Source organism: Pseudomonas sp. PF05, from assembly GCF_056521845.1.
On the sequence record NZ_JBWLPW010000002.1, the window covers coordinates 110,643 to 133,440 of the forward strand.

Genomic DNA, 22,798 nt, shown 5'->3' on the forward strand with positions numbered 1-22,798 from the left:
TGGTACCCCGTGACAACAAAAAGTTATTCAAGAGGTGGCTGGCTGTTCAGCCCGGGAGCCACCACCATGCGTTGCGGCCCGACATCAACGGCGTACTGGCTGACCACCTGGCGACTCATCTGGACGATGTTCTCGATCAGTTCCAGGCCGACACCCGCGCGCCACGAGGCAACGACGTCGAGTTGGGGCAGGGCGGTGCCGGGTTCGAGCTGGATCAATTCGCCGCTGGACAGGGGCTTGGCCACCAGCGCGGCGGGCAAGGCGCCGATGCCGAATCCGTCGCGAATCAATCGGGTCATGGCCGACACCGAGTTGACGCAACTGACCCGCGGCGCACTCACGCCATGGGCGTACAACAAATTGAGTACATCCTGATGCGGTCGCGAATGCTTGACGAAGGTGATGATGCGCTCGCCGGCCATCTCCACCAGCGACGCATAGGGGCGGGCGTAGATCGACTGGCTGGCAGCGATCCAGTGCATGGGGTAGTGACCCAGTTCCAGGTTGCGCACGCTTTCATGGCGGACCAGATCGGTCTGGAACACGATGTCCAGGTAGCCTTTCTGCAATTGCTCACAGAGATTGCGCGCGGCATCGGCGGTGATTTCAATTTCCACGGCGGGGAAGGCTTGCATCAGCATCGACATCAAGGGGCTGAGCCAGGTGTGAATCACCGTGTCCATCACGCCGATGCGCACCAGGCCTTGTTGCGGGCTGGTGGTGTCCAGTGACTGCTTCAACGCCCGCTGCACATCGAGCATCTGTTCGGCGTAGTCGAGCACCTTGAGGCCTTCGGGTGTCAGCGAAACCCCGCGTGAGTCCCGTACGAACAGGCGCAGGCCCAACTCCTCTTCCAGCGAAGCGATCCGGCTGGAGATCGCCGCCTGGGTGCTGAACATCTTCTCGGCGGTGAGGCTGAAACTCTGTAGCCGGGCGACCCAGACAAAGGTTTCGAGGAATTTGAGGTTCATGGAGGCTCTCTGGGTGCGTGTGGTTCTTGTGATTGCAATTATTTTGCAATTGTTACTCCAGATCGGGCCGTTGGGCGCATCAAATTTTCTTATGTCCGATCCGGCTTTTTTCCCGTTTGACGTTGTGCCGATTCGCCGCAAAGAATCCGCTCCACGACCCAGGCCCACTGCGTCGGCATCCCATGACAACAATAACGAGGCGTGCGCACAGCCCTGGAGGGTTCGCTCGCGCCCATAAAAGGAGCGCGCCATGCAACACGCCACATTCCTTCGTTGGACCTGCACTTCGGCGAGCACCTTGCTCGGCCTGAGTCTGATTGGCGTGCCGAACGCCCAGGCCGACTTCATCGCCGACAGCAAAGGCAGCCTGGAGGCCCGCAACTTCTATTTCAACCGCGACTTCCGCCAGAAGGGAGCACGGGATAAGGCCGAAGAATGGGCGCAGGGCTTTTTGCTGCGGATGGAGTCGGGATACACCGCCGGAACCGTGGGTTTGGGCCTCGATGCCTTGGGCATGGCCGGCTTCAAACTGGACTCTGGGGGCGGTACAGCGGGCACCAACCTGTTGCCGGCGGATTTGTCTGGCGGCTCACAAGACCGCTATGGCGAACTGGGCCTGACCGCCAAAGTCCGCGTTTCCAACAGCACCTTGAAGCTGGGAACCTTGCAGATCAAGGACCCGGCGGTGAGTTCCAACGACACGCGCCTGTTGCCGGGAACCTTCAAGGGCGGCTTGCTGAGCGTGCAGCAAATCGATCGCTTGAAGCTGACCGCCGGGCAACTCACGCAGATCAACTTTGTCGACTCCACCGACTACCAAGACATGACCGCCAACCGCATCGGCGGCAGCAGCGACAAGTTCCAGTTCGCCGGAGCGGACTATCAGTTCCTGCCGAACCTCACGGCGCAATACCGCTATAGCCTGTTGGAAGACATCTACCAGCAAAACTACCTCGGCTTCGTCCACACCCTGGACCTGGGCGCAGGCCAGTCGTTCAAGAGTGACGTGCGCTATTCGCGCAGCACCGAAGACGGCAGTTTTCGCGAACTCGACAACCAGGCCTTCGGCGCCCTGTTTACCTACAGCCTGGCGGGGCATGCGTTGGGCCTGGGCTACCAGCGCATGAGCGGCGACGATCCGTTCCCGTACATCGGACGCAGCGATCCCTACCTGGTCAACTTTGTGCAGATCGGCGACTTCGCCAACATCGACGAGCGCTCCTGGCAAGCGCGTTATGACTACAACTTTGCCGCCATTGGCGTACCTGGGTTGACCTTTATGACCCGCTACATCACTGGCGACAACGTCCAGCGCAGCGCACCGGGCGAAGGCAAGGAATGGGAGCGCAACACGGATATCGCCTATGTCGTGCAGGACGGCACGTTGAAGGGGCTGGGCTTGAAATGGCGCAACGCGACGGTGCGCTCGAATTTTGGCAACGACCTGGATGAAAACCGGTTGATCGTCAGCTACACGATGGCGCTTTGGTAAGCTCCCGACAAAATTTTGGCCAAAGCATGCTCCCGCTGGGTTCTGTAGGAGCTGGCGAAGCCTGCGATCTTTTGATTTTGATCTTGATCTTGATCTTTCGCTTGAGATTCAAGTGTCAGGGGAAAGATCGCAGCCTCGTTGCACTCGACAGCTCCTACACAGCTCCACACAGCTCCTACCAGCTCCTACCAGCTCCCTGCACAGCTCCTACACAGCTCGTGCACAGTCCTTTCAGCCGAGCGGGCGCACGTGTCATCTTTACCGAACTCGATCAATGGCGTCGTTACGGGTATACAGGTGCTCTTCGAAAGGGATTTACCGGAAACAAAGGAGCTGTTGTTGTGATTTACCTGATACGTCATGCCACGCCGTTGATCGATTACAAGCCCTGCAATGCGCATTCAGCCAAGCTGCTTCTGGATGAATACAATCAGACCTCATCCATCGACGAAGACGAAATTGCCGCATTCCTGAGACAACCGGACTTGTCTCAAGTGCTTTTGGCGACCGAAGCCAACATCATTTCCTCGCCCGTAAACAGAGCCTACGCGACGGCATGCCAGCTATTCGATGCCACACGTATCCAACAGGATGTTCGATTACGCGAGTACGACCTGCGGCTGAGCAGCATTCCCGTCTTGAAAATGGGTTTGAGGCGTTGGTTCGCGTTGCACAGGATCCTGTGGTTGCTGGGGATTTCAATGGGGGCCGCCAGCCGAAAAGCCGAACACCAGCGGGCGCTCGGTGTCGCCGATGAGCTTTACAAAAGCTGCGGCGAATCAGGGAAGACCACGATCGTTGTCTCTCACGGCATGTTTCTCAGAACCGTCAGGAAAACCCTGCAAAAGCGCGGACTGCAGGCGCGCAGGGTTTATCGCTCGGGGTGTTTTACCGTCGAGTTGCTAACGCCATGACGGGGATTGCTCGGCCACCAGCAGCAATGACTGCGGCATCGGGCTTTGTGGGTGCTGCGGTTCCTGCAGGCCGACCAGTCGAAAGCCGGCCATGTCCAGTGCATTGAGCCAACTGGACAACGTCCGGAAATACCACGGCATGGGTTGCCATTGGCCCTTGAACCCATCGAAGGTTTCTTCTCGCCAACCGTCCTGATAATCGCCTGCGGCCATGGTCCATGGATGCAGCGTCTGAACCACCAGCGCGCCGCCTGGGCAGAGCAGGGCGTTCATCGCGGTGAGCAATGGGATGATGTCCTGGTGCAGCAGGGCGAAATTGGCGCAGATCAGGTCGTAGCCGCTGCCGACGTCCACCTTCGCCTCCACCAGCGCGTCATAGCTTGCCAGATGCACCGACGAGGAACCCGCCGCCCGCGCCGCATCGACCAGCGTCGCGTCACCATCCACACCAACCGCTTCGATGCCCCGTTCAGCCAGCGCCCGCAACAGCCAGCCTTCGCCGCAGCCCAGATCGAGCACGCGCTCGGGCTGGCGGCTCTGCACCGCCAGTAGCATGGCCTGGTCCGTGACCGTCAGCCGGCTTTCGATAGCCCCCGTGCGGATGGCTTCGATCCAGAACTGGGCGTTGTGGTGCCAGCTTTGGAGGAGGGTGGCTTCCGAGGACGACATTGATCCAGCTCCGCAATGGATTGGCTAAGCATAGGCCAATCGCCTCCTTCCAGGCTTATTCCTTGCGCAACAGCACCCTGGTCACCCGACGTTCTTCAACCTCCATCACGGTCATGCTCCACCCTTGCCAGTTGAGCGTGTCTCCAATGATTGGCAAGCGATCCAGCAGGCTCATCACTAACCCGGCAAGCGTCTGGTAATTTTCCGTTGCTTTCGCCTGGAAGCCGATGTGTTCGCGAACTTGGCTGAGATTCAGGGCACCGCTGACGAGAAAACCCTCTTGCTGGGGAACAATGTTCGGGCCTTCGATTTCACTGGCATCCGGCAGTTCACCTGCAATGGATTCCAGGATGTCAGTCATCGTGAGAAGCCCCACGAAGTCACCGAACTCGTTCACCACGAACGCGATGTGGGTCGACTCCTTACGCATTTGCTCCAGTGCATTAAGGATCGTGAAGCTGTCGAGCAGGTTGACGACTTTGCGCGCCATGACTTCCAGATTCGGCTGATTGCCTGCCAGTATTTCCTTAAGCAGTTCCTTCTTATGGACAAAGCCTAGTGGCTCATCCACGCGTCCATCCCGAATCAACGGCAAGCGGGAGTAAGAAGAGTGCATCAGCGCCGTACGGATTTCTTGCGCAGCATCTGCCAAGTCGAGGTAGTCGATTTGCGCACGAGGCGTCATCACACTGCGTATCGGGCGCTCGGCCAATTGCAGCACGCCACTGATCATGACCCGTTCGCGCCGATGGAAAACCTGCTCCGGTTCGTCGCCTTCCAGCATGTCGGCGATTTCCTCGCCGACTTCATCGGCCCCCAGCTTTTGACCGCCCAGCAGGCGCAACACCGCATGAGCGGTACGCTCGCGCATCGGCCGTAGACCTTGCAGGCTTTTCTTGCGACGCGAGCGCGCCAGCTGGTTGAACAATTCAATCAGGATCGAGAAACCAATCGCGGCGTACAAGTAGCCTTTCGGGATGTGAAAACCAAGGCCCTCAGCGGTGAGGCTGAATCCGATCATCATCAGGAAACCCAGGCACAGCATAATGACGGTAGGGTGGCCGTTGACGAATTTTGTCAGCGGTTTACTCGCGATCATCATCAAGCCGATAGAGAACATCACTGCGATCATCATGATCGACAGGTGCTCCACCATACCCACGGCGGTGATCACCGCATCCAGGGAAAAAACCGCGTCCAGTACCACAATCTGCGCAACGATAGGCCAGAACATCGCATAGGCGGCATTGCTGGAACGTTGCGCCACGTGGCCCTCGAGTCGCTCATGCAACTCCATGGTTGCCTTGAACAACAGGAACACGCCGCCGAACAGCATGATCAAGTCCCGTCCCGAGAATGTCTTGCCGAATATCTCGAACAGCGGGTTGGTCAACGTCACCATCCAGGAGATGCTGGCGAGGAGGCCAAGGCGCATCAGCAACGCCAGGGACAGGCCGATGATACGGGCACGGTCGCGCTGCTCGGGCGGAAGTTTGTCCGCGAGGATGGCGATGAATACGAGGTTATCGATGCCGAGCACCAGCTCCAACACGATCAAAGTCAGCAGGCCCAGCCATGCCGTGGGGTCGACGATCCATTCCATGGGTTATTCGCTCCCTCGGATGATCAATGTGAGGGAAGGGTGCTGCAACGAGCGTATGTGGGGCGCAGGGGCGACGGAGGGAAAACGGTTCTTCGAAAGGCGACTGGGAGGTTCCTGGAGGGTGTTCATACAGACCTGGAAATAATAGGGGAAGAAATCCTACAACGGTTTCCAATACTTCATACGAGACGATTTATTACAGGATCTGACAGGGCAGTGAACGATGAGAAAGCTGTGCGTTGTATCTGCTCCGGAAAAGAGGGCCGCATTCGCGCCTCTTTTCTTGATCTCGCTCCACGGCGTTGGCAGCGGTGGTCTATGACTTCAGCCCCAGCCGTGACGGAGAGCATGCAGGCGGCGCCCGTGAGGTCAGCTCGCTTTATACGGACCCGCCGATGCGTGTTGATTGGTCCCGATATCTCTGGTTTGTCGCTACGGTATTGCATAAACCTTGAACAGCTTTTTGGCGGTGCTGCTGGCGCCACCCAAATACTTGTCGAATGCCTGCTCAATCTCGCCGGAGCGATACATTTCACTCAGCGTCGTGTCGACCAGCAAGCGGAAATTTTCATCGTCTCGATCCACCGCCATTGCTGTCGGTGCGTATTCAAAAATACGATCCAGTAGAACCAGATTCCCGGCGGCATAATTTGTATTGAGCAGGTTCTCAAGCATCATGCGTTCAGCGAAGAAGGCGTCGGCCTTGCCTTCGGAAACCTGTTTAAGGCCTGTGTCGGTGTTCTCTACGGTGACCAGAGTGGCCACCACACCCAGCAATCGCATTTGCTGGTGGAGCCATGTCTCGGAGACTCCGCCGGCGAGGGTGGCATAGGTCTGGTTGGACAACCCACGGTTGACAGTCGCTCGCCAGGTTGGCCCGGTACGAGCCACCTTGCCATTAAGCACATTGAGCAACGCCTCGGATGCATCCTGGCGCACCACGACCGAGAGGCCGGCGGTATAGATCGGTACCGAGTAGCTCACAGCCTTGCGCCGCTCCAGTGTGGGAGGGGTCGGCGTACAGAGAATGTCGATCTTGCCCGAGCTGACGGCGCTCATCTCGTCGGTGACCGTGACGGGCTGGTAACGTATCTCCAGCCCGGGCAAACCCAGCTCGGTCTTGACCTTGTCGGCGATTCTCAGGCAGATATCTATGGCATAACCCTTGGCTTTATCCTCCGCCTGGACGCTAAAAGGGGCGAAGTCCGGCCGATAACCGAGGGTGAAAGTATTGCTTGCCCGCACGCGCTCAAGGGTATTGGCAGTAGCGAGTACCGGTGCCAGCGTGAGCAGGCACACAAGCAGCAGGTCATTGGCTTTGGTCAGTTTCGCGTTCATATTCTGGTTCCCCGAATTCAGATGAAAGTGCTGTCCTGAAATCAACGGTCAAGGGTTGTCGGCCCGGGTCTGAACGGTTGGCGGTGTCTCGACAAAACGTTTGGCGAGAAAGCCATAGAGCAAGTAGCCGAACGCAAGGACCAGGGTGCCACCGAATACCGCATCCTTGCCGCAGGAATAGAGGGCGTACAACGAATAGGCCACGGCTATCAGTAACAGCGCCGTGTTGCGGGTGTATACGCTTGTACTGACTTTGGCTTTGTACATCATGACCAGCAGGCCAGTGGCCGCCGTCACGTAGGGGATCAAGTTCGTCACAGCCGCCAGGCTCACCAGCTTTCCGAATTGCGCACTGGCATTGGGCGAAATGGTCGACAGCGCCAACAAGGTCTGCAACACCCCGCAGACGAGCATGCCGACAATGGGTGCGTTCCGTGCGCTGACCTTGCTGAACAGTTTTAGAAACATGCCCTGGTCAGCCGTCATCTTGGCCGTTTGCGCCAAGGTGAACTGCCAGCCAAGCAGCGAGCCGACACAAGCTATCACCGCCAGCGCCATGATGATATTGCCCACGAGAGGGTTGAACATTTGCGCATAGACCAGCGCAAAAGGGGCCGATGAATTGGCCAGTTCGGCGTTAGGTATGATGCCCTGGATGACCGTGGTCGACAGCACATAGACCACTGCCGCTCCCAGCGTGCCTAACAGGCAGGCCAGCGGCACAGTACGCTTGGGATCTTCTACCGCATCGGAGGCTTGCGCGGCTGACTCCATGCCGAGGAAGGCCCACAGGGTCAGGGGAATAGCTTTGCCAATGGCTTCGGAGATTGGCAGGTTGTTCGGGTTCCAGGCTTCAGCCAGCACTTCGGGTTTGAACCAGAACCAACCGATGATGCTCAAGCCTGCCACCGGAATGATCACGCCCCATACGGTAATCGCACCGATTTTGCCGGTAATTGCGGGGCCACCAAAGTTGGCCACGGTGGTCAGCCAGAGCAAGCCGACGGTTCCTATGAACAGCGGAATGGCACCACTGCCCAACCAGGGCAGGAACGATGTCATGTAGCCCACCGCAGAGATGGCGACCGCCACGTTGGCGATGGCCAGCGAAAGGAAGTACAAGTACGAGCAGAGAAAGAAGCCTGATTTGGCATGCGCCTCTTCGGTATAGGCGGACAAACCGCCTGAGCGCGGACAGTAGATGCCGCACTGGGAAAAACAGTAAGCGATGGCCATGGAACCTATGGCGGTGACGATCCATGACAGCAATGAAACGGCACCGAGTTGCGCCATGCTCGTCGGTAACATGATGATGCCCGACCCCATCATGTTCACCGTCACCAATGTAGTGAGCCCCATTAGGCTCATTTTCTTGTTTGAGTCGGCCATCGGAAACTCCTTGATCTGTGCAACGCATTGACCCTGAGTCCGGCGCTTGACGACTCGTCGGGGAAAGGGCTGAACCTCAGTTTTTGACCACATAGACCTTGTAGGTTGGCCGACCCGAGCTGTCACGCTCGATCTCCACACCATGATTGTCATGTTCGAAGCCTGGGAAATGGCCATCGAACAGCTCCATCGCCAACAAGTAATCGACGATGGCCTTTTTATCGGCCCCCGCTTTTTCTCCGGGCATCATCAATGGAATGCCCGGCGGATAAGGCACGATCTGCACGGCCACGGTGCGATCCAGCATGTCGCACACTGCGATCTGCTCAATATCGCCTTTTACCAATCTGGCGTAGGTGGCCCGAGGCGAAGCGACCGGGTCCGGCAGCAAGGTGTAGGCCGCATCCATGTTGCGCAGCATCTGTGAGCTGATCATGTCCTGGTGCATGGCTTCGGCCAGGTCCTTGAGCCCCATATCGCTATAGCGCTCGGCGTGGTTGTGGACCAACTCGGGCAGGACCTGCTCCAGCGGCGTGTTGCTCTCATAGTGTTTCTTGAACTCCATCAAACCGGCGATCAGCGAGCCCCATTTACCTTTGGTCACGCCTAGGCTGAACAGCACGAGAATTGAATACGGCTCGGTTTTCTCGACCACGATGCCGCGACTGGAGAGGAACGACGACACTAGCGGTGCGGGGATACCGCTGTCCTCCATCCGGCCCTCGACCGTCTGGCCAGGCGTCAGCACCGTGACCTTGATCGGGTCGAGCATGCAGTAATCAGTGCCCAAGTCACCGAAGCCATGCCAACTGGCCTCCGGTTTGAGTACCCAGGCATCGCCGTGGTGCAGAACTTCAGGGTTGAGTTCAGCAAAAGAAACACCATTGACTTCATCGGGTTGCCAGACACCAAACCACCAATCACTGCCATCTCGCTCTCGTATCTCATTGCTCAGGCGGGCCATGGCCAGGCGGAAGGCGATCGCCTCGTCGATGGACTCATCGGTCAGGTAGGTCCCTGCGTCATCCATCATTTTTGACGAGACATCAATCGAGGCGATGAGGCTGTATTGCGGGGACGTCGAGGTGTGCATCATGAAAGCTTCGTTGAACAGGGCCGGCTTGACTTCAACCTTTCCCGATCGGACATGGATCATCGAAGCCTGTGAAAGCGCTGCCAGTAACTTGTGGGTGGAGTGAGTGACTGTGACGGTGGCATCGTCAGGATAGCGTTCGCCACGGTGCATGCCATACCGGCCTTCGTAAAGCGGGTTGAAGCGCGCATAGGCATACCAGGCTTCGTCGTAGTGGATACGGTCAACGCTCTGGCTCAGCTCGCGAGTGGTGGTTTGCACGTTATAGCAGAGGCCATCGTAGGTCGAGTTGGTCAGGACCGCGAGCACGGGGCGCGCTTGTTTATCGGTCACCAGCGGGCTGTCGGCGATTTTTCGGGCAACTGCAGCCGGCGTCAGTTCCATAAACGGGACCGGACCAATCAGACCCCGAGCATTGCGTCTTGGACGCAAGTACAGCGGCACCGCCCCGGACATGTTCAACGCATAGTTCAAAGACTTGTGACAATTGCGATCGACCAGCACGGTGTCGCCGTCGGTCACTGCCGAATGCAGGACGATCTCGTTACTCGCCGAACTGCCTCCGACCGAGAAAAAGGTGAAGTCGGCACCGAACACCCGAGCAGCATACTTCTCCGCTTCATCTATGGGGCCTGAGTGGTCATTCAGCGACCCCAATGGACCGACCGATACACTGAGGTCGGAGCGAAGCATCTGCTCACCATAGAAATCGAGGAACGTACGTCCGACAGCAGTTTTCATAAATGCGGTGCCGCCGGTATGGCCAGGGGTATGCCAAGAATACTCGTGCGTATCGGCAAAGTTGACCAATGCGCCGAAGAACGGCGGCAGGATAGTATCCAGGTAGCGGCGGGCTGCCGCTTCTATGCGCCCGGCAATGAACTCGGTGCTGTCTTCAGGCTGCCAGATAAACCCGTCAATGCATTCGATAAATGCCAACGGTACCCGGCTCTGATGGGCGTGGCTCATCCCCAGCATGATCGGTAGATGAGCCGTTCGCCGGCGCATCAGCTGGATAAGTTGCAGAGCCTGATCAGGCGCGCTCTCACACAGCCCCCAGCCAATGATCGCGCAGCAGTAGGTCGAGTTTGCCTTGATGGCGATTAGGGCCTCTTCAAGAGATCTTACCCATTCAACTGCCATTTCATTCTCGTGCAGCGCTGTGGCGATGGATTTGACACTGCGCACCAGAATGTTGTCGTCGGTTTCCAGAGCATTGGCCACGATCAATACGGGGAAGCGCTGCGCCAAGTCGGCGGGTAACCGTGTTTGCGAGCGACTCATGGGCGCCTCCCTTGGAATCGAGTTGAAATCGCATTTATCAGGGGCGATGCCTTTCTGCCACAGGAGGCTCGCCAGGATGCCGACATGGGTCTTGTTGGTGCTGCACTTGTTTGCGCGGAACAGTGTTGTTAAAGGAAACAATTTTGCGGGTAATAGGGAGGCCATTACGAACCGACTTGCTGGTGGCGATCTTTAAGTCGTTCACAAATCTAGCTCCCAATAGGCACAATTGTGCGGATGCCCATTTCAGGTAGTCGGTATTTTCACTTTACCTTTCCCCAAAAAAAACATGTGTATCAGGCTTGAGAAAGTTGCTTTATCGATTGAGGTAATTCGTTCTGAACGAGCGGTGGGCCTTTGGAAAACTCTTGGGTCTTCACCTCCGGTATCAGAGAGTGCGGCGCATTAATTCGTGCGTTCAATCGCTCGACAAAAGATACCGCTCCCTCACGACTATGGAAACTTACGGCCCACAGATCCATGTGAACCCACCAGCGATTTTGTGCAGGATCTTTTTCAATATAGATGTTCATTATGGCGCTTCGGCAGTGCAGGGTTGAATCATCCCGACCTATGCAGAGTCATCCTCCGTCTTCTGAGTACGCCGACGGTGAGCAATCCATGGCCTTGCGTTATTGTCAGCGTGTACTCGATCAACCGGAAAACTATTGATCAGGATCAACATTGCTCACCTTTCTATCCATCGTCCAATACCGTACATCGGACACTAATATGCTTGCTCAATACCTGTTCTGCGCGTACACGATCAGACTTTGTCATCAGACTCGAGAATCTTGTGCCAAGCTCAAGGATGTTGATCAAGGTCGCGGCATTCAAATGCCAGCAAAGTAAACATCAGGAAGCCCATGAGATGAACGTCACCCATGCAACGCACGTCCGTCGGGAGTTCTACAAAGCAGTGTGGTTCTACTTTCATGTGGTCTGGCCGATTTTGTCTCTACTCATTTTTTTAATTGTGCTATTCGGTCTCATTATCAGCTATCTGGAAACATGGCATCCTCTTGACGGCATCTATTTTGCCTTCGTGACGGGTTTGACCATCGGTTACGGGGACTTCGCGCCGAAGTTGGCCATCTCTCGCGTACTTGCGATCCTGCTCGGTTTTAACGGCATTCTGATGACTGCAATATTTGCATCGATCAGTATCCGAGCCATCGAAATCGCAGTACGAACGGTAGATTCGGAAAAGTAGAGCGTTTGGTTCTGCCGCTAGTCCTCTGGCGAGGCACGTACCCACTGCCAGAACAGTTGATAACCGACAGCAAGCACCACCGGGCCGATGAACAACCCGATGATGCCGCTGGTGACCATGCCCCCCAAAGCACCGATCAGTACCACCGGCATCGGCACATCGACACCGCGTCCCAACAGCAGTGGCTTGAGTACGTTGTCCACCAGGCCGGCGACGAAGACATAGAGGGAGAACACGATGGTCGCCGTGCTGGCACCCTCGGTAACGAAAACGAAGACGATCACCGGAACGGTAATCAGTGTCGCTGGCAGCTGAATGATGCCAATCAGCAGCACCGCCAGGGCCAACAGACCTGCGCCGGGGATACCCATGACCACAAAGCCGACACCAATGAGCATCATCTGGATGAAGGCAATGCCGACCACCCCCATTGCCACCGCACGGATGGTGGCCGTGCACAGTGCAGCAATTTTCGGCCCCCTGATCGGACCGCTTAAGCGCGAAGCGATCTGCACCGCGCTACGACTGCCGTTTTCCCCATGGGCCATGATTATTCCGGCGATGACCAGGGCGAAGATGAAGCTGATCAAACCCATGCTGACCCCGGCGAGCTTGCTCAACAGTGTCAGGCTGACCCCTTTGATCTGCGGTACGAGCTTGTACATAAGTTCGGGCAGGTCGGAGGCGGCCTGCAGCCAGAGGTCATACAGCGGCTTGCCCACAAGTGGCCACGCGGCGACTGAATCGGTCGGAGGTGGAACGTGTAAATTGCCGCTCTTGAGCAGCCCCATGACACTGTTCACCGAGTCGGCGATGGAGGTGCCCAACAGATAGATCGGTACCATGAGAATACTGATGGTACTGAACACGATCAGCGTCGAGATGTACCCGTCCTTTTGCCCCAGCATGCCCTTCAGTCGGCATTGCAAAGGATAGAGTGTGATCGCCAGAATCAGTGACCAAAGCATCAGATCCCGAAACGGGCTGAATATCTGGAAGCAAAAAATCACCAGAACGGCAATCAGCCCGGCACGAATCAGTACGTCGAGCAGACTACGAGAAAACGTTTTCTCAACGACCGGTGAAGGCTCCATTGATTGTCTCCTTGCAGAGGGCTGCAGAGGTATGCAGTAGGTTCGCGGCTAGCGTTTAAAGTTTGTCCGCCTCGGTCACCCAACCTCCGCCTGTCGCCTTGTAAATATCGATCATGGCGGTAAACACCGACGCCCGGGTTTGGGTGTAATTCAACTCGGCATTGAACAGGCTCCGTTCTGCATCCAGGACTTCTATGTAGCTGGTGTACCCGTTGTCGTAGCGCAGTCGCGCAAACCGGGTGTAGGTACGCAACGCCTCGACCTGATTGGCTTGGGAAGCCATCTGCTCGCGGGATCTGCTCGCCGCCACCAACGCATTTTCTACATCCCTGAAGGCTGATTGAATCGACTGTTGGTAGACCAGCAAGGTTTGTTGTTGAAATGCCTCGGCCTGTTGGACCTCACCGGCGATCCCTCCGGCGGTGAAAATGGGCATGCTCGCGGAGACGCCGTAAGACCAGGTCGCAGCTGGCCCGGTGAACAAATTCGAAAGTTGATTACTGACTGAGCCCAACAGCCCAGTCAGGGATATCGTCGGAAAATACAAGGCCTTGGCAGCACCGATACGGGCATTGGCGGAGATCAGGTCCAGTTCAGCCCGACGTAGATCGGGGCGTCGCTCCAGCAGGTCCGAAGGCAATCCGGCGGGGACCGATGGTAGGGTGAGTTGCGTCAGATCACGACCTCTGATGATCGGTCCTGGATTACGCCCAAGTAGCACCGCCAGATTATTTTCCTGTTGCGCCACCTGGGACTCGAATTGCGATATAGAAGCTTGGGTGCGCTGGAACTCGGAGAGGTTTTGCGCCAGTTCCATTTCGGAAATGGTCCCGGCGCCAAAGCGCAATTTAAAAATTTCGTAGGAGTCGCCACGGGCCTTGGCGGTGGTGCGGGCAATTTCCAGTTGCCGGTCAAGATCGCGTAGCGTTATGTAGCTCGATGCCACCGACGATACCAGGCTCAGAATGACCGTGCGCCGACCTTCCTCTGAGGCCAGCAAGTCCGCACGCGCCGACTCATTGAGCCGCCGTAGACGCCCCCAGACGTCCAACTCCCAGCTCATATTGAGGGTGGCCTGGTAGTTTTTGTAAATCGGATCGACGCCAGAGTCCAATGGTACTGGGCCGTTGTCGCGCGGTGCCCTGGAGCGACTGCCTTGCGCCCCGATGCCGATTTGCGGAAACATCTGCGAGCGCACCACGCCATAACGCCCCTGGAATTCTTCGACCCGGGCGGCGGCAATCTTGATGTCCTTATTCTCGGCCAGCGCGCTGCGGATCAAGTCATTGAGCACCGGATCCTCGAACTGTTCCCACCACAGGGTGTTGGACAGATTGTTGGCCTCCTGGTCCGCATAGCGATAGGCAGCCGGGGCGTCTGTGGTGGGGCGCTGGTAATCCGGGCCGAGCATGCAGCCCGTCAGACCCAGGCAAATCAACAACGGCAGATGAAGTGTGCGCATCTCAATCCCCCTCGTGTCTGTGCAGGGGGGCGCCCTCGGGAATCTCCCCGGGCGACGAAGGCGGCGGGGTTGCTTGTTTGACCGAGCCTTTTTTCTCAGTCAATCGTTCAACGAGGTAGTAGAACAGCGGGATGAAGAAGATGGCGATAACCGTCGCCGCGAGCATCCCGCCGATCACACCGGTACCGATGGAGTGTCGACTGTTTTCGGATGCCCCGACGGCGATGGCCAGCGGAACGCAACCCAAAATAAACGCCAGGGACGTCATCACGATAGGCCGCAAACGCTCCTTGGCGGCAGTCATTGCAGCATCGTAGGCGGACATGCCGTTTTCCCGGTTCAGTACCGCGAACTCGAAAATGAGGATGGCGTTTTTGGCCGCCAGAGCCACCAGCATGGTCAAGCCGATCTGGAAGTAGACGTCATTGCTTAACCCCCGGATCAAAACGGCAAGCAGTGCACCGAACAATGCAAAAGGCACCGCCAGCAAAACGCCGACGGGCAGGGACCATTTTTCGTACTGAGCCGCCAGGATCAGGAACACCATGATCAGTCCGAAGATGAACACCTGAGAGGAGGTCCCCCCACTTTTTTTCTCCTCGAAGGCTTCGCCACTCAAGGCCAGGGCGTAGTCGTTGGTCATGATTTCAGCGCTGATTTCTTCCAGGGCCTTGAGCGCCTGGCCGGAACTGTAGCCCGGTGCCGCATTGGCGGTGAGTTTGACCGCCGGGAAGTTGTTGAAACGGGTCAGCAGGTCGGGGCCCGTGACGTAGCGGGTGGTCAGCAGCGCTTTGAGCGGCACCATCTGAAGGTTTTTGCTGCGCACGTAAATCTGCTGCAGGTCTTCAGCCTTGAGCCGATAGTTCGGTTCAGCCTGCAAAATCACCTGCCATAGGCGGCTGAATTTGTTGAATTGAGAAACATAGAGCGAGCCGAACATGGTTTGCATGGTGCTGTAGACGTCTTCCACCGGTACACCCAGCGTCTCTGCCTTTTCCCGGTCTACGTTGACCAGCAGTTGCCGGGAAAACGCATTAAAGGTGGAAGTAATGGCGCCGAGTTCCGGGCGCTGCCTGGCTTTTGCAACAAGGCTGTCGACCACTTCAGCCAACTGTTCGACGCTGGCGTCTCCCTTGCTTTGAACCCATACCTCCATGCCGCCTGTGGTGCCCAGGCCAGGGATGGATGGCGGATTGACAGGAAGAATGATGCCGCCCTGCACGGTGGAAAAGGCGTGGGCAGCTTTCTTTATCACCGCAGGAGCACTTTGTTCGAGGACGGTTTGCGAGTCTTTGTAGCGCTCCTCGAAATCCTTGAAGCCGACGAAAAAGGCTGCGGCATTGTTCTTGTTCTGCCCGTCGAGGAGGCTGTAGCCGTTAACAATGGCGACACCTTCGACGGCCTCATCGTTCATGAAGAAGTCACTGGCGACTTTGCCCACCTCGCCGGTGCGATCCAGGCTGGCGGCGTCTGGCATGATCACGGCCCCCAGCAGATAGCCTTGGTCCTCCGGTGGCAGGAATGCGCTGGGAATGCGCTGCGCCATCAGCAGGATCAAAGCGATCATGCCGGCAAAGAGTAGCAATGCCAGGACAAAACGCTTGATCATGAATGCCACCGAGCGCGAATAGCCCTCGGTCATGCGTTCGAAGCTACGCTCGAACCAGCGGAAAAAAGCGTTCTTTTTGCCGTGTTGGGGCTTGAGCAGCAGGGCCGCCAGCGCCGGCGACAGGGTCAGGGCGACCAAGCCAGAGATCACCACGGAAATAGCGATAGTGATTGCGAACTGTTTATATAGCTGGCCAGTGATGCCACCCATGAAGGCCACCGGGACGAACACCGCGCACAGCACCAGTACGATAGCCACCACGGGGCCGGCCACTTCATCCATGGCGCGTTTGGCCGCCTCTTTGGGGTTCATCTTGTGTACGTGCATGTTGCGTTCGACGTTTTCGATCACGACGATGGCATCGTCCACCACGATGCCGATGGCCAATACCATACCGAACAGGGTCAGCATGTTTACGGAGAACCCCAAGGCCGACATGCCGATAAACGTACCAACAATCGAAACTGGCACCGCCAGCACCGGTATCAGCGTGGCACGCAGGCTCTGCAGGAAGATGTAAACCACCACCACCACCAGCACCAGGGCTTCGAAAAAGGTATGTATCACTTCGGAAATCGACGCACGGGTAAATGCGGTGGTGTCCATTACGATCTTGTATTCGATGCCCTCGGGAAAGGTCATTTTCATGTCTGCAAGGGTTTTGGTGACCGCTGCGGAGACATCGAGGGCGTTGGCGCCGGGTTGTTGGTATACGGCAATCAGCGTCGCCGGACGCCCCTGATAGGTGCTGCGCAACGAGTAGTCTTTCTGCCCGAGCTCGGCACGACCGATGTCTTTGAGGCGAACGATTGCAGCCCCGTCGTTGCTAGCGCGCAGGATGATGTTCTCGAACTCCGCAGGTTCGGTCAGGCGTCCCTGAGTGGTCACGGCAAAGGACTGTTCCACGGCCTGGCCCGTCGGGGATTGGCCAACACGGCCTACGGCGAATTGCTGGTTCTGATTGGTGACCGCGCTTTGTACGTCGGCGGCTGTAATCCCCAACTGGGCCATTCGATCGGGTTTGAGCCAGATCCGCATGGCGTAGTCCGGCGTGCCAAAAATACTGGCTTGGTTGGCCCCCGGAATACGCTTGATCGCATCCAGGATGTAGAGGTTGGCGTAGTTGGCGACATAGGTGCTGTCGTAGCGGTCGCCGGCCGAATAGACGGCAAGCACCATCATGAACGCCGAGGATTTCTTCTGTACCTGAATACCCTGGCTCTGCACCGCGGAGGGTAATTGCGGCAGGGCCAGATTGACCCGGTTCTGCACATCCACTTGGGCGAGAGAAGGATCAGTGCCAATCTCGAAGAATACGTTGAGGGTCATGTTGCCCGTCGCAGAGCTCGACGAGTTCATGTAGATCATGTTGTCGGCGCCGTTAACTTGCTGCTCGATAGGCGCCGCCACATTATTGGCCACGACCTGTGCATCGGCACCGGGGTAAGTCGCGGAAACTGTAATTTGCGGTGGTGTAATATCCGGGTACTGGGCGACCGGCAGTTTTGCCATCGCTACTGCGCCAGCCAGCGTGATGATGATCGAGATCACCGAAGCGAAGATGGGGCGATCAATGCAATAGTGTGAAATGCTCATGGGCTATGCCCATCGTCTTGCACCGATTTGGCAGTTGTCGGTTTCGCCGTTATCACACCTGCCTGCGCGGGGGGAGGGGGGGAGACGATGTTCAGCGGCCCTCCGGGCGTCACTCTGATCGCACCGTCGACCACTATGCGTTCCCCCGCTAGCAACCCTTTGGTGATGAACCAGTCATCGCCATGCCAGTCACCCACTTCGACAATGCGTTGCTCAGGCTTGCCTTCTGCATTGATCACCCAGACGAAGTGGCTCTTGGCACCCTCCAGAACGGCCTTTTGCGGCACCACAATGGCATTCGGCCTGGAAGCTCCGATCGCCCGCGCCCGTACGAACTGGCCGGGGCGCAGTTGGCCGTTCGGGTTGGCCACCACGACGCGGACCAGGAAGGTTCCCGTGTCCTGGCTATAAGAGGGCGCGGCAAAATTCAGGCGACCGCGGTCAGGTACCATTGAGCCGTCGGCCAGCACCACTTCTACGACAAACTCACTGCGCACAGGGAATACGAGGTGCCCGGAGGCGATCTCGTCGCGGTACTTGAGCGTCTCGTTTTCCGAAAGGCTGAAGTTGACGTAGATCGGATCCATTTGTGAGACGGTGGTCAATAGCCCGGATTCACCTGGCGTGACGTAACTGCCTTCCTGTTTTTTTGCGAAACTTGAAAGGCCGGTGAGGGGGGAGGCGATGGTGGTGTAGCTCAGATTCAACTGTTCGGTCCGAACCGCACCCTCGGCGGCAAGTACGGCGGCCCGGGTTTGACGCTCATCGCCGACGGCATTGTCCAGGTCCATCTTGCTGACCGCATTCTGCGCCGCCAAGGGACGCACGCGCGCCAGTGTGGCTTTGGCCACTTCCCAGCGAGCCTGTTGCTGAGCCAATTGGCCTTGGGCCGACAGCAACGAAGCTTCAAACGGTTTACGGTCCATCTGGAATAGCGTTTGCCCGCTTTTGACCAGATCGCCTTCGGTGTAAAGCCGCTTCTCCAGGAAGCCGGCAACCCGTGCTCGGATCTCTACCTCGCGGGAGCTCTGTGTTTGGGCAACGAATTCGAAGGTCACCGGGGTGTTGCGCGCGGTGACCGTCATGACCGTCACATCGGGAGCTTGACGGGCGAGGGTGACAGGCTCTTTCCCGCAACCGGCAACCAGGCTTGAAACCCCTATCAGAACGACGATGGGCAGGCCGAGGAGCTGTCTGACAACGTTCATGTTCCCGACCATATCTTGCCCCGTGAAGGTTGCTTGAACAAACGCATAGCCGACTGCTGATTACAACGTAGCACCCGCAGACGGGAGCATTTCTGACAAAAATCAATGAACACGACGAGCCAGCCGGGCAACCCATGGATTGGCACTCAAGCCATGGAGCAGCACGCTCAACAAAACGGTGCAGACTGCGGCAGCTACCAAGGTACGACTGGCTTGCAGGGGGTAGTCCAATATCATGACGGCGAAGACGATGCTTGCCAGGCCTCGTGGGCCGAACCAGCCGATGAACAGGCGGGTTTCGAAATCGAAGCGACTACCTGCAAGGCTGATCAACACAGGCAGTATGCGAATCACGGTCAGGCTGAGTACCGCATAGAGCCAGACGTTCAAGGTCAGGCTACTCCAGGCCCGAGGAATCACCAGCGCGCCAAATACGACCCAGGTCACGACCGACAACAGGCTGGCGAATTCTTCGCTGGCCTTGAGCAGGTGGTGTTTTTGCTGGGTAAACAAATAGCTGGCGAGCAACCCGCCGACGAACGCCGCGATAAACCCGCTACCGCCTAATGCTTGCGCTGTGGCAAAGCAAAGAATAGCCAAGCCGGGCAACGTCAGTTGTGACCACACAGGCGTTTGCCAATGGTGCTTTGCGGAATAACGCTGCAATGCCCAGGCGATAAGCGTAAGAGCGATACCGGCGGCTGCACCGATGCCAAGCTCCTCGACCACCAACTCCACGGCCATCGAGAGGGGAGACAGTGTTTGCTCTTCGATCAGCAGGGCCAAGAACATCAACAGCACCGGAACACAGATGCCGTCATTCAATCCGCTCTCTACGTTCAACCCTTCACGCACGGACGCAGGAACCTTGGGATTGCTCACAACGGCCTTGCCCAGCGCCGCGTCGGTGGGCGCCAGGAGGGTCGCCAGTATTGCCAGCTCCAACAGCGGTACTTGCGGAAACAGCCAGATGCCGACCAGCCAACCACTGAGCATGGTCAGTGGTAGCCCCAACAGCAACAAGCGTAGCGGCAACCCTTCGTGTGCTCTCAGAATCCTGAGGTTGGCATTGGCGGCATCGCTGAAAAGAACAATAGCCAATGTCAGCTCGGCCAGGATCCGCAGACCGTCCTTGTCAATCCGAGGTTGCAGAATACCCAGGAACGCCGGGCCGAGAATCAGACCGGCAAGCATGAACATGAGCGGACCATTAAGCAGACGCGACTCGAAACGCCCGGCAAATATGCTGTAGCTCAGGAGGAAAGCGGCAAGCAGGGCTAAGTTCTGATACATAGGTCACCTGCTTGTCCAGCTTGTTGCCAGGGCAATGGCACCGTTGCCATTACGACGCGGAGCTTAAAGGCGCTGTACAGCAGGTTATTCAAGATGCTCTGGCTTGACCGGGTCTCCCGACTTCATACCCAACTGTACCCGGACATCTTCGAACACCAGGTCGTAGTTCTTGTGCATTGAACCGATAGCGCTGTACACCTTGGGTATGCCGTACATCTCTGCAATCTGGGTGACGTTGCTCCCGAAATTGTAGGCTTGATCCTTGGGCAGGAAGAATTTTTCTTCCATATCCCGGCCCTGGATACTCCCGTGCATTGTGAACAGCATGCCCCTGCCTTCCTTGGGGTCCTGGTGGACTTCATAGTCGATGTTTAGGTCGTAACTGACATCGTTCCTGTTCAGCGCGTCGCGCTTGATGTGCAGATGACCGGGTGTAAAAGTAGCCATGGTGATCTCTCCTGCAATAAAGCATTGTTTCAGGGCAGGTTTCAGGCCGTTCCCTGTTCTTTTTATTGGTAGCTGATGCCGGGTTTCGCTGTACTGATTCGGGTGCCAGCGTTGCCCTGGACGATGGCCTCGATGTCCGAAAGGGAGCCGATCACCGCGACCTTGCCAGTGTTGCGCGCGAATTCGCAGGCGGCCTGGACCTTCGGTCCCATGGAGCCGGCGGCGAAGCCGAGCTTTTCCATCTCGTCGGGGTGGGCCTGGGCGATGGCTTTCTGGGTCGGCTTGCCGAAGTCGATGAACGCGGCGTTGACGTCGGTGGCGATCACCAGCAGATCGCTTTCCAGCTGTTCGGCCAGCAACGCCGAGCACAGGTCCTTGTCGATCACCGCTTCCACGCCTTGCAGCTTGCCGTTGGCGTCGTACATCGTCGGGATGCCGCCACCGCCGGCACAGATCACGATGCTGCCTTTTTCCAGCAGCCATTTGATCGGGCGGATTTCAAAGATGCGCTTGGGCCTGGGGCTTGCGACCACGCGGCGGAACTTGTCGCCGTCGGGGGCGATGGACCAGCCCTTTTGCGCCGCGAGCTTTTCTGCCTCGCTCTTGCTGTAGACCGGGCCGATGGGCTTGCTGGGCTTCTGGAAGGCCGGGTCGTTGCCATCGACTTCAACCTGGGTCAGGAGCGTGGCGAAGGGCACTTCGAAGTCCAGCAGGTTGCCCAGTTCCTGTTCGATGATGTAGCCGATCATGCCCTCGGTTTCGGCGCCGAGCACGTCCAGCGGATACGGCGAAACCGAGGTGTAGGCGGCGGCTTGCAACGACAACAGGCCCACTTGGGGGCCGTTGCCGTGGGCGATGACCAGTTCATTGCCGGCGTGAATCTTGGCGATTTGTTCGGTGGCGACGCGGATGTTGGTACGCTGGTTTTCCGCGGTCATGGGTTCACCACGGCGGAGTAGGGCGTTACCGCCCAAGGCGACGACGATACGCATGGTGCTGTCCTTTCAAAGTTGGATGATGATCGTTCCCAAGCTCTGCGTAGGAACGATCATTCTTCAAGCGCCTAGATATCCGCCAACGCCGACACCAGGATCGCCTTGATGGTGTGCATGCGGTTTTCCGCTTGCTCGAAGGCGATGTTGGCCGGCGATTCGAAGACCTCCTCGGTCACTTCCACACCATTGGCCAGGTTCGGATAACGGGCGGCGATGTCCTTGCCGACCTTGGTTTCACTGTTATGGAACGCCGGCAGGCAGTGCATGAATTTCACCCGGGGATTGCCCGAGGCTTTCATCATCTGCGCGTTGACCTGGTAGGGCAGCAATTGCTCGATGCGCTCATCCCAGGCTTCCACCGGTTCGCCCATGGACACCCAGATATCAGTGTGGATGAAGTCCACGCCCTTGACGGCTTCTTTCGGGTCTTCGGTGATGGTGAGGCGTGCGCCACTTTCGGCAGCGAAGGCCTGGCACTGGTCGATGAAGTCCTGATGCGGCCACAAGGCTTTCGGTGCGCCGATGCGCACGTCCATGCCCAGCTTGGCGCCGATCATCAGGAGCGAATTACCCATGTTGTAACGGGCATCGCCCAGGTAGGCGTAGCTGATGTCATGCAGCGGCTTGTCGCTGTGTTCGCGCATGGTCAGGGTGTCGGCGATCATTTGGGTGGGGTGGAACTCGGCGGTCAGGCCGTTGAACACCGGCACCCCGGCGAACTTGGCCAGTTCCTCGACGATCTCCTGTTCGAAGCCTCGGTATTCGATGGCGTCGAACATCCGCCCCAGGACCCGGGCGGTGTCTTTCATGCTTTCCTTGTGACCGATCTGCGACGACACCGGGTCGATGTAGGTGACGTGGGCGCCTTGGTCGTGGGCGGCGACTTCGAAGGCGCAGCGGGTGCGGGTCGAGGTTTTCTCGAAGATCAGCGCGATGTTCTTGCCTTTCAGGTGTGGACGCTCGGTGCCGGTGTATTTGGCACGCTTGAGGTCGCGGGACAGGTCCAGCAAGTAGTGCAGCTCGCGGTTGGTATGGTGCATCAGACTCAGCAGGCTGCGGTTGCGCATGTTGAACGCCATGATGTGGAACTCCTCAGGTGTAGGTTATCCCCTGGGCCGGTCTCGTAGG

General features: G+C 57.6%; 18 protein-coding genes. 3 read left to right on the forward strand and 15 right to left on the reverse strand.

The features are described from left to right. Positions 1 to 23: 23 nt before the first annotated feature. A complete protein-coding gene (locus AC09SL_RS05575) occupies positions 24 to 971 on the reverse strand; it encodes a LysR family transcriptional regulator (protein ID WP_058542164.1) in 948 nt (315 codons plus the stop codon). A 250-nt stretch (positions 972 to 1,221) separates the two neighbouring features. On the opposite strand from AC09SL_RS05575, the gene AC09SL_RS05580 reads away from it, so the two are divergent. Both AC09SL_RS05580 and AC09SL_RS05585 read left to right on the forward strand, forming a co-directional pair. Beyond that, the gene (locus tag AC09SL_RS05580) at positions 1,222 to 2,463 is read left to right on the forward strand and encodes an OprD family porin (protein ID WP_058542165.1); all 1,242 of its coding nucleotides are present in this window, start codon (positions 1,222 to 1,224) and stop codon (positions 2,461 to 2,463) included. A gap of 341 nt (positions 2,464 to 2,804) precedes the next feature. Continuing rightward, positions 2,805 to 3,377 (forward strand): phosphoglycerate mutase family protein, encoded by a 573-nt coding sequence (locus AC09SL_RS05585; RefSeq protein ID WP_058542167.1) that lies wholly within the window; start codon positions 2,805 to 2,807, stop codon positions 3,375 to 3,377. Here AC09SL_RS05585 and AC09SL_RS05590 read toward each other — a convergent pair. From AC09SL_RS05590 to AC09SL_RS05615, 6 genes are all read right to left on the reverse strand, one after another. Then, complete coding sequence (locus tag AC09SL_RS05590; RefSeq protein WP_058542168.1) at positions 3,366 to 4,046, reverse strand: class I SAM-dependent methyltransferase; 681 nt, start codon at positions 4,044 to 4,046, stop codon at positions 3,366 to 3,368. The genes AC09SL_RS05585 and AC09SL_RS05590 overlap by 12 nt on opposite strands. 55 nt (positions 4,047 to 4,101) lie before the next feature. After that, entirely contained in the window at positions 4,102 to 5,649 is a 1,548-nt protein-coding gene (locus AC09SL_RS05595; protein WP_058542169.1) for a TerC family protein, read from the reverse strand. A 432-nt stretch (positions 5,650 to 6,081) separates the two neighbouring features. Next, entirely contained in the window at positions 6,082 to 6,987 is a 906-nt protein-coding gene (locus AC09SL_RS05600; RefSeq protein ID WP_058542170.1) for an amino acid ABC transporter substrate-binding protein, read from the reverse strand. 48 nt (positions 6,988 to 7,035) lie between these two features. Beyond that, entirely contained in the window at positions 7,036 to 8,376 is a 1,341-nt protein-coding gene (potE, locus tag AC09SL_RS05605) for a putrescine-ornithine antiporter (RefSeq protein WP_058542171.1), read from the reverse strand. Between the two features lie 76 nt (positions 8,377 to 8,452). Beyond that, positions 8,453 to 10,918 (reverse strand): Orn/Lys/Arg family decarboxylase, encoded by a 2,466-nt coding sequence (locus AC09SL_RS05610; protein WP_231139229.1) that lies wholly within the window; start codon positions 10,916 to 10,918, stop codon positions 8,453 to 8,455. A gap of 131 nt (positions 10,919 to 11,049) precedes the next feature. Further along, positions 11,050 to 11,286: a hypothetical protein gene (locus AC09SL_RS05615; RefSeq protein WP_081264411.1), complete on the reverse strand. Its 237-nt coding sequence runs from the start codon at positions 11,284 to 11,286 to the stop codon at positions 11,050 to 11,052. Positions 11,287 to 11,624: 338 nt separating this feature from the next. Here AC09SL_RS05615 and AC09SL_RS05620 point away from each other — a divergent pair, with 338 nt between their 5' ends. Then, entirely contained in the window at positions 11,625 to 11,966 is a 342-nt protein-coding gene (locus AC09SL_RS05620; protein ID WP_058542182.1) for a potassium channel family protein, read from the forward strand. A gap of 17 nt (positions 11,967 to 11,983) precedes the next feature. Here AC09SL_RS05620 and AC09SL_RS05625 read toward each other — a convergent pair whose 3' ends face one another. The 8 genes from AC09SL_RS05625 to AC09SL_RS05660 form a co-directional block, all read right to left on the reverse strand. Next, positions 11,984 to 13,060, reverse strand: a complete 1,077-nt coding sequence (locus AC09SL_RS05625; RefSeq protein ID WP_058542172.1) for an AI-2E family transporter — start codon at positions 13,058 to 13,060, stop codon at positions 11,984 to 11,986. A gap of 55 nt (positions 13,061 to 13,115) precedes the next feature. Next, positions 13,116 to 14,522 (reverse strand): efflux transporter outer membrane subunit, encoded by a 1,407-nt coding sequence (locus tag AC09SL_RS05630; RefSeq protein WP_058542173.1) that lies wholly within the window; start codon positions 14,520 to 14,522, stop codon positions 13,116 to 13,118. A gap of 1 nt (position 14,523) precedes the next feature. Continuing rightward, positions 14,524 to 17,727, reverse strand: a complete 3,204-nt coding sequence (locus AC09SL_RS05635) for an efflux RND transporter permease subunit (protein WP_058542174.1) — start codon at positions 17,725 to 17,727, stop codon at positions 14,524 to 14,526. Further along, positions 17,724 to 18,935, reverse strand: a complete 1,212-nt coding sequence (locus AC09SL_RS05640) for an efflux RND transporter periplasmic adaptor subunit (RefSeq protein ID WP_231139227.1) — start codon at positions 18,933 to 18,935, stop codon at positions 17,724 to 17,726. The genes AC09SL_RS05635 and AC09SL_RS05640 overlap by 4 nt, the downstream gene beginning before the upstream one ends. A gap of 102 nt (positions 18,936 to 19,037) precedes the next feature. Beyond that, positions 19,038 to 20,228: a cation:proton antiporter gene (locus tag AC09SL_RS05645; RefSeq protein ID WP_058542175.1), complete on the reverse strand. Its 1,191-nt coding sequence runs from the start codon at positions 20,226 to 20,228 to the stop codon at positions 19,038 to 19,040. 84 nt (positions 20,229 to 20,312) lie between these two features. Then, complete coding sequence (locus AC09SL_RS05650) at positions 20,313 to 20,675, reverse strand: DUF5064 family protein (protein ID WP_058542176.1); 363 nt, start codon at positions 20,673 to 20,675, stop codon at positions 20,313 to 20,315. Between the two features lie 62 nt (positions 20,676 to 20,737). Then, positions 20,738 to 21,667 (reverse strand): carbamate kinase, encoded by a 930-nt coding sequence (gene arcC, locus AC09SL_RS05655; RefSeq protein ID WP_058542177.1) that lies wholly within the window; start codon positions 21,665 to 21,667, stop codon positions 20,738 to 20,740. Between the two features lie 71 nt (positions 21,668 to 21,738). Next, positions 21,739 to 22,749, reverse strand: coding sequence for an ornithine carbamoyltransferase (locus AC09SL_RS05660; protein WP_058542178.1), 1,011 nt, complete (start codon positions 22,747 to 22,749; stop codon positions 21,739 to 21,741). Positions 22,750 to 22,798 lie beyond the last annotated feature (49 nt).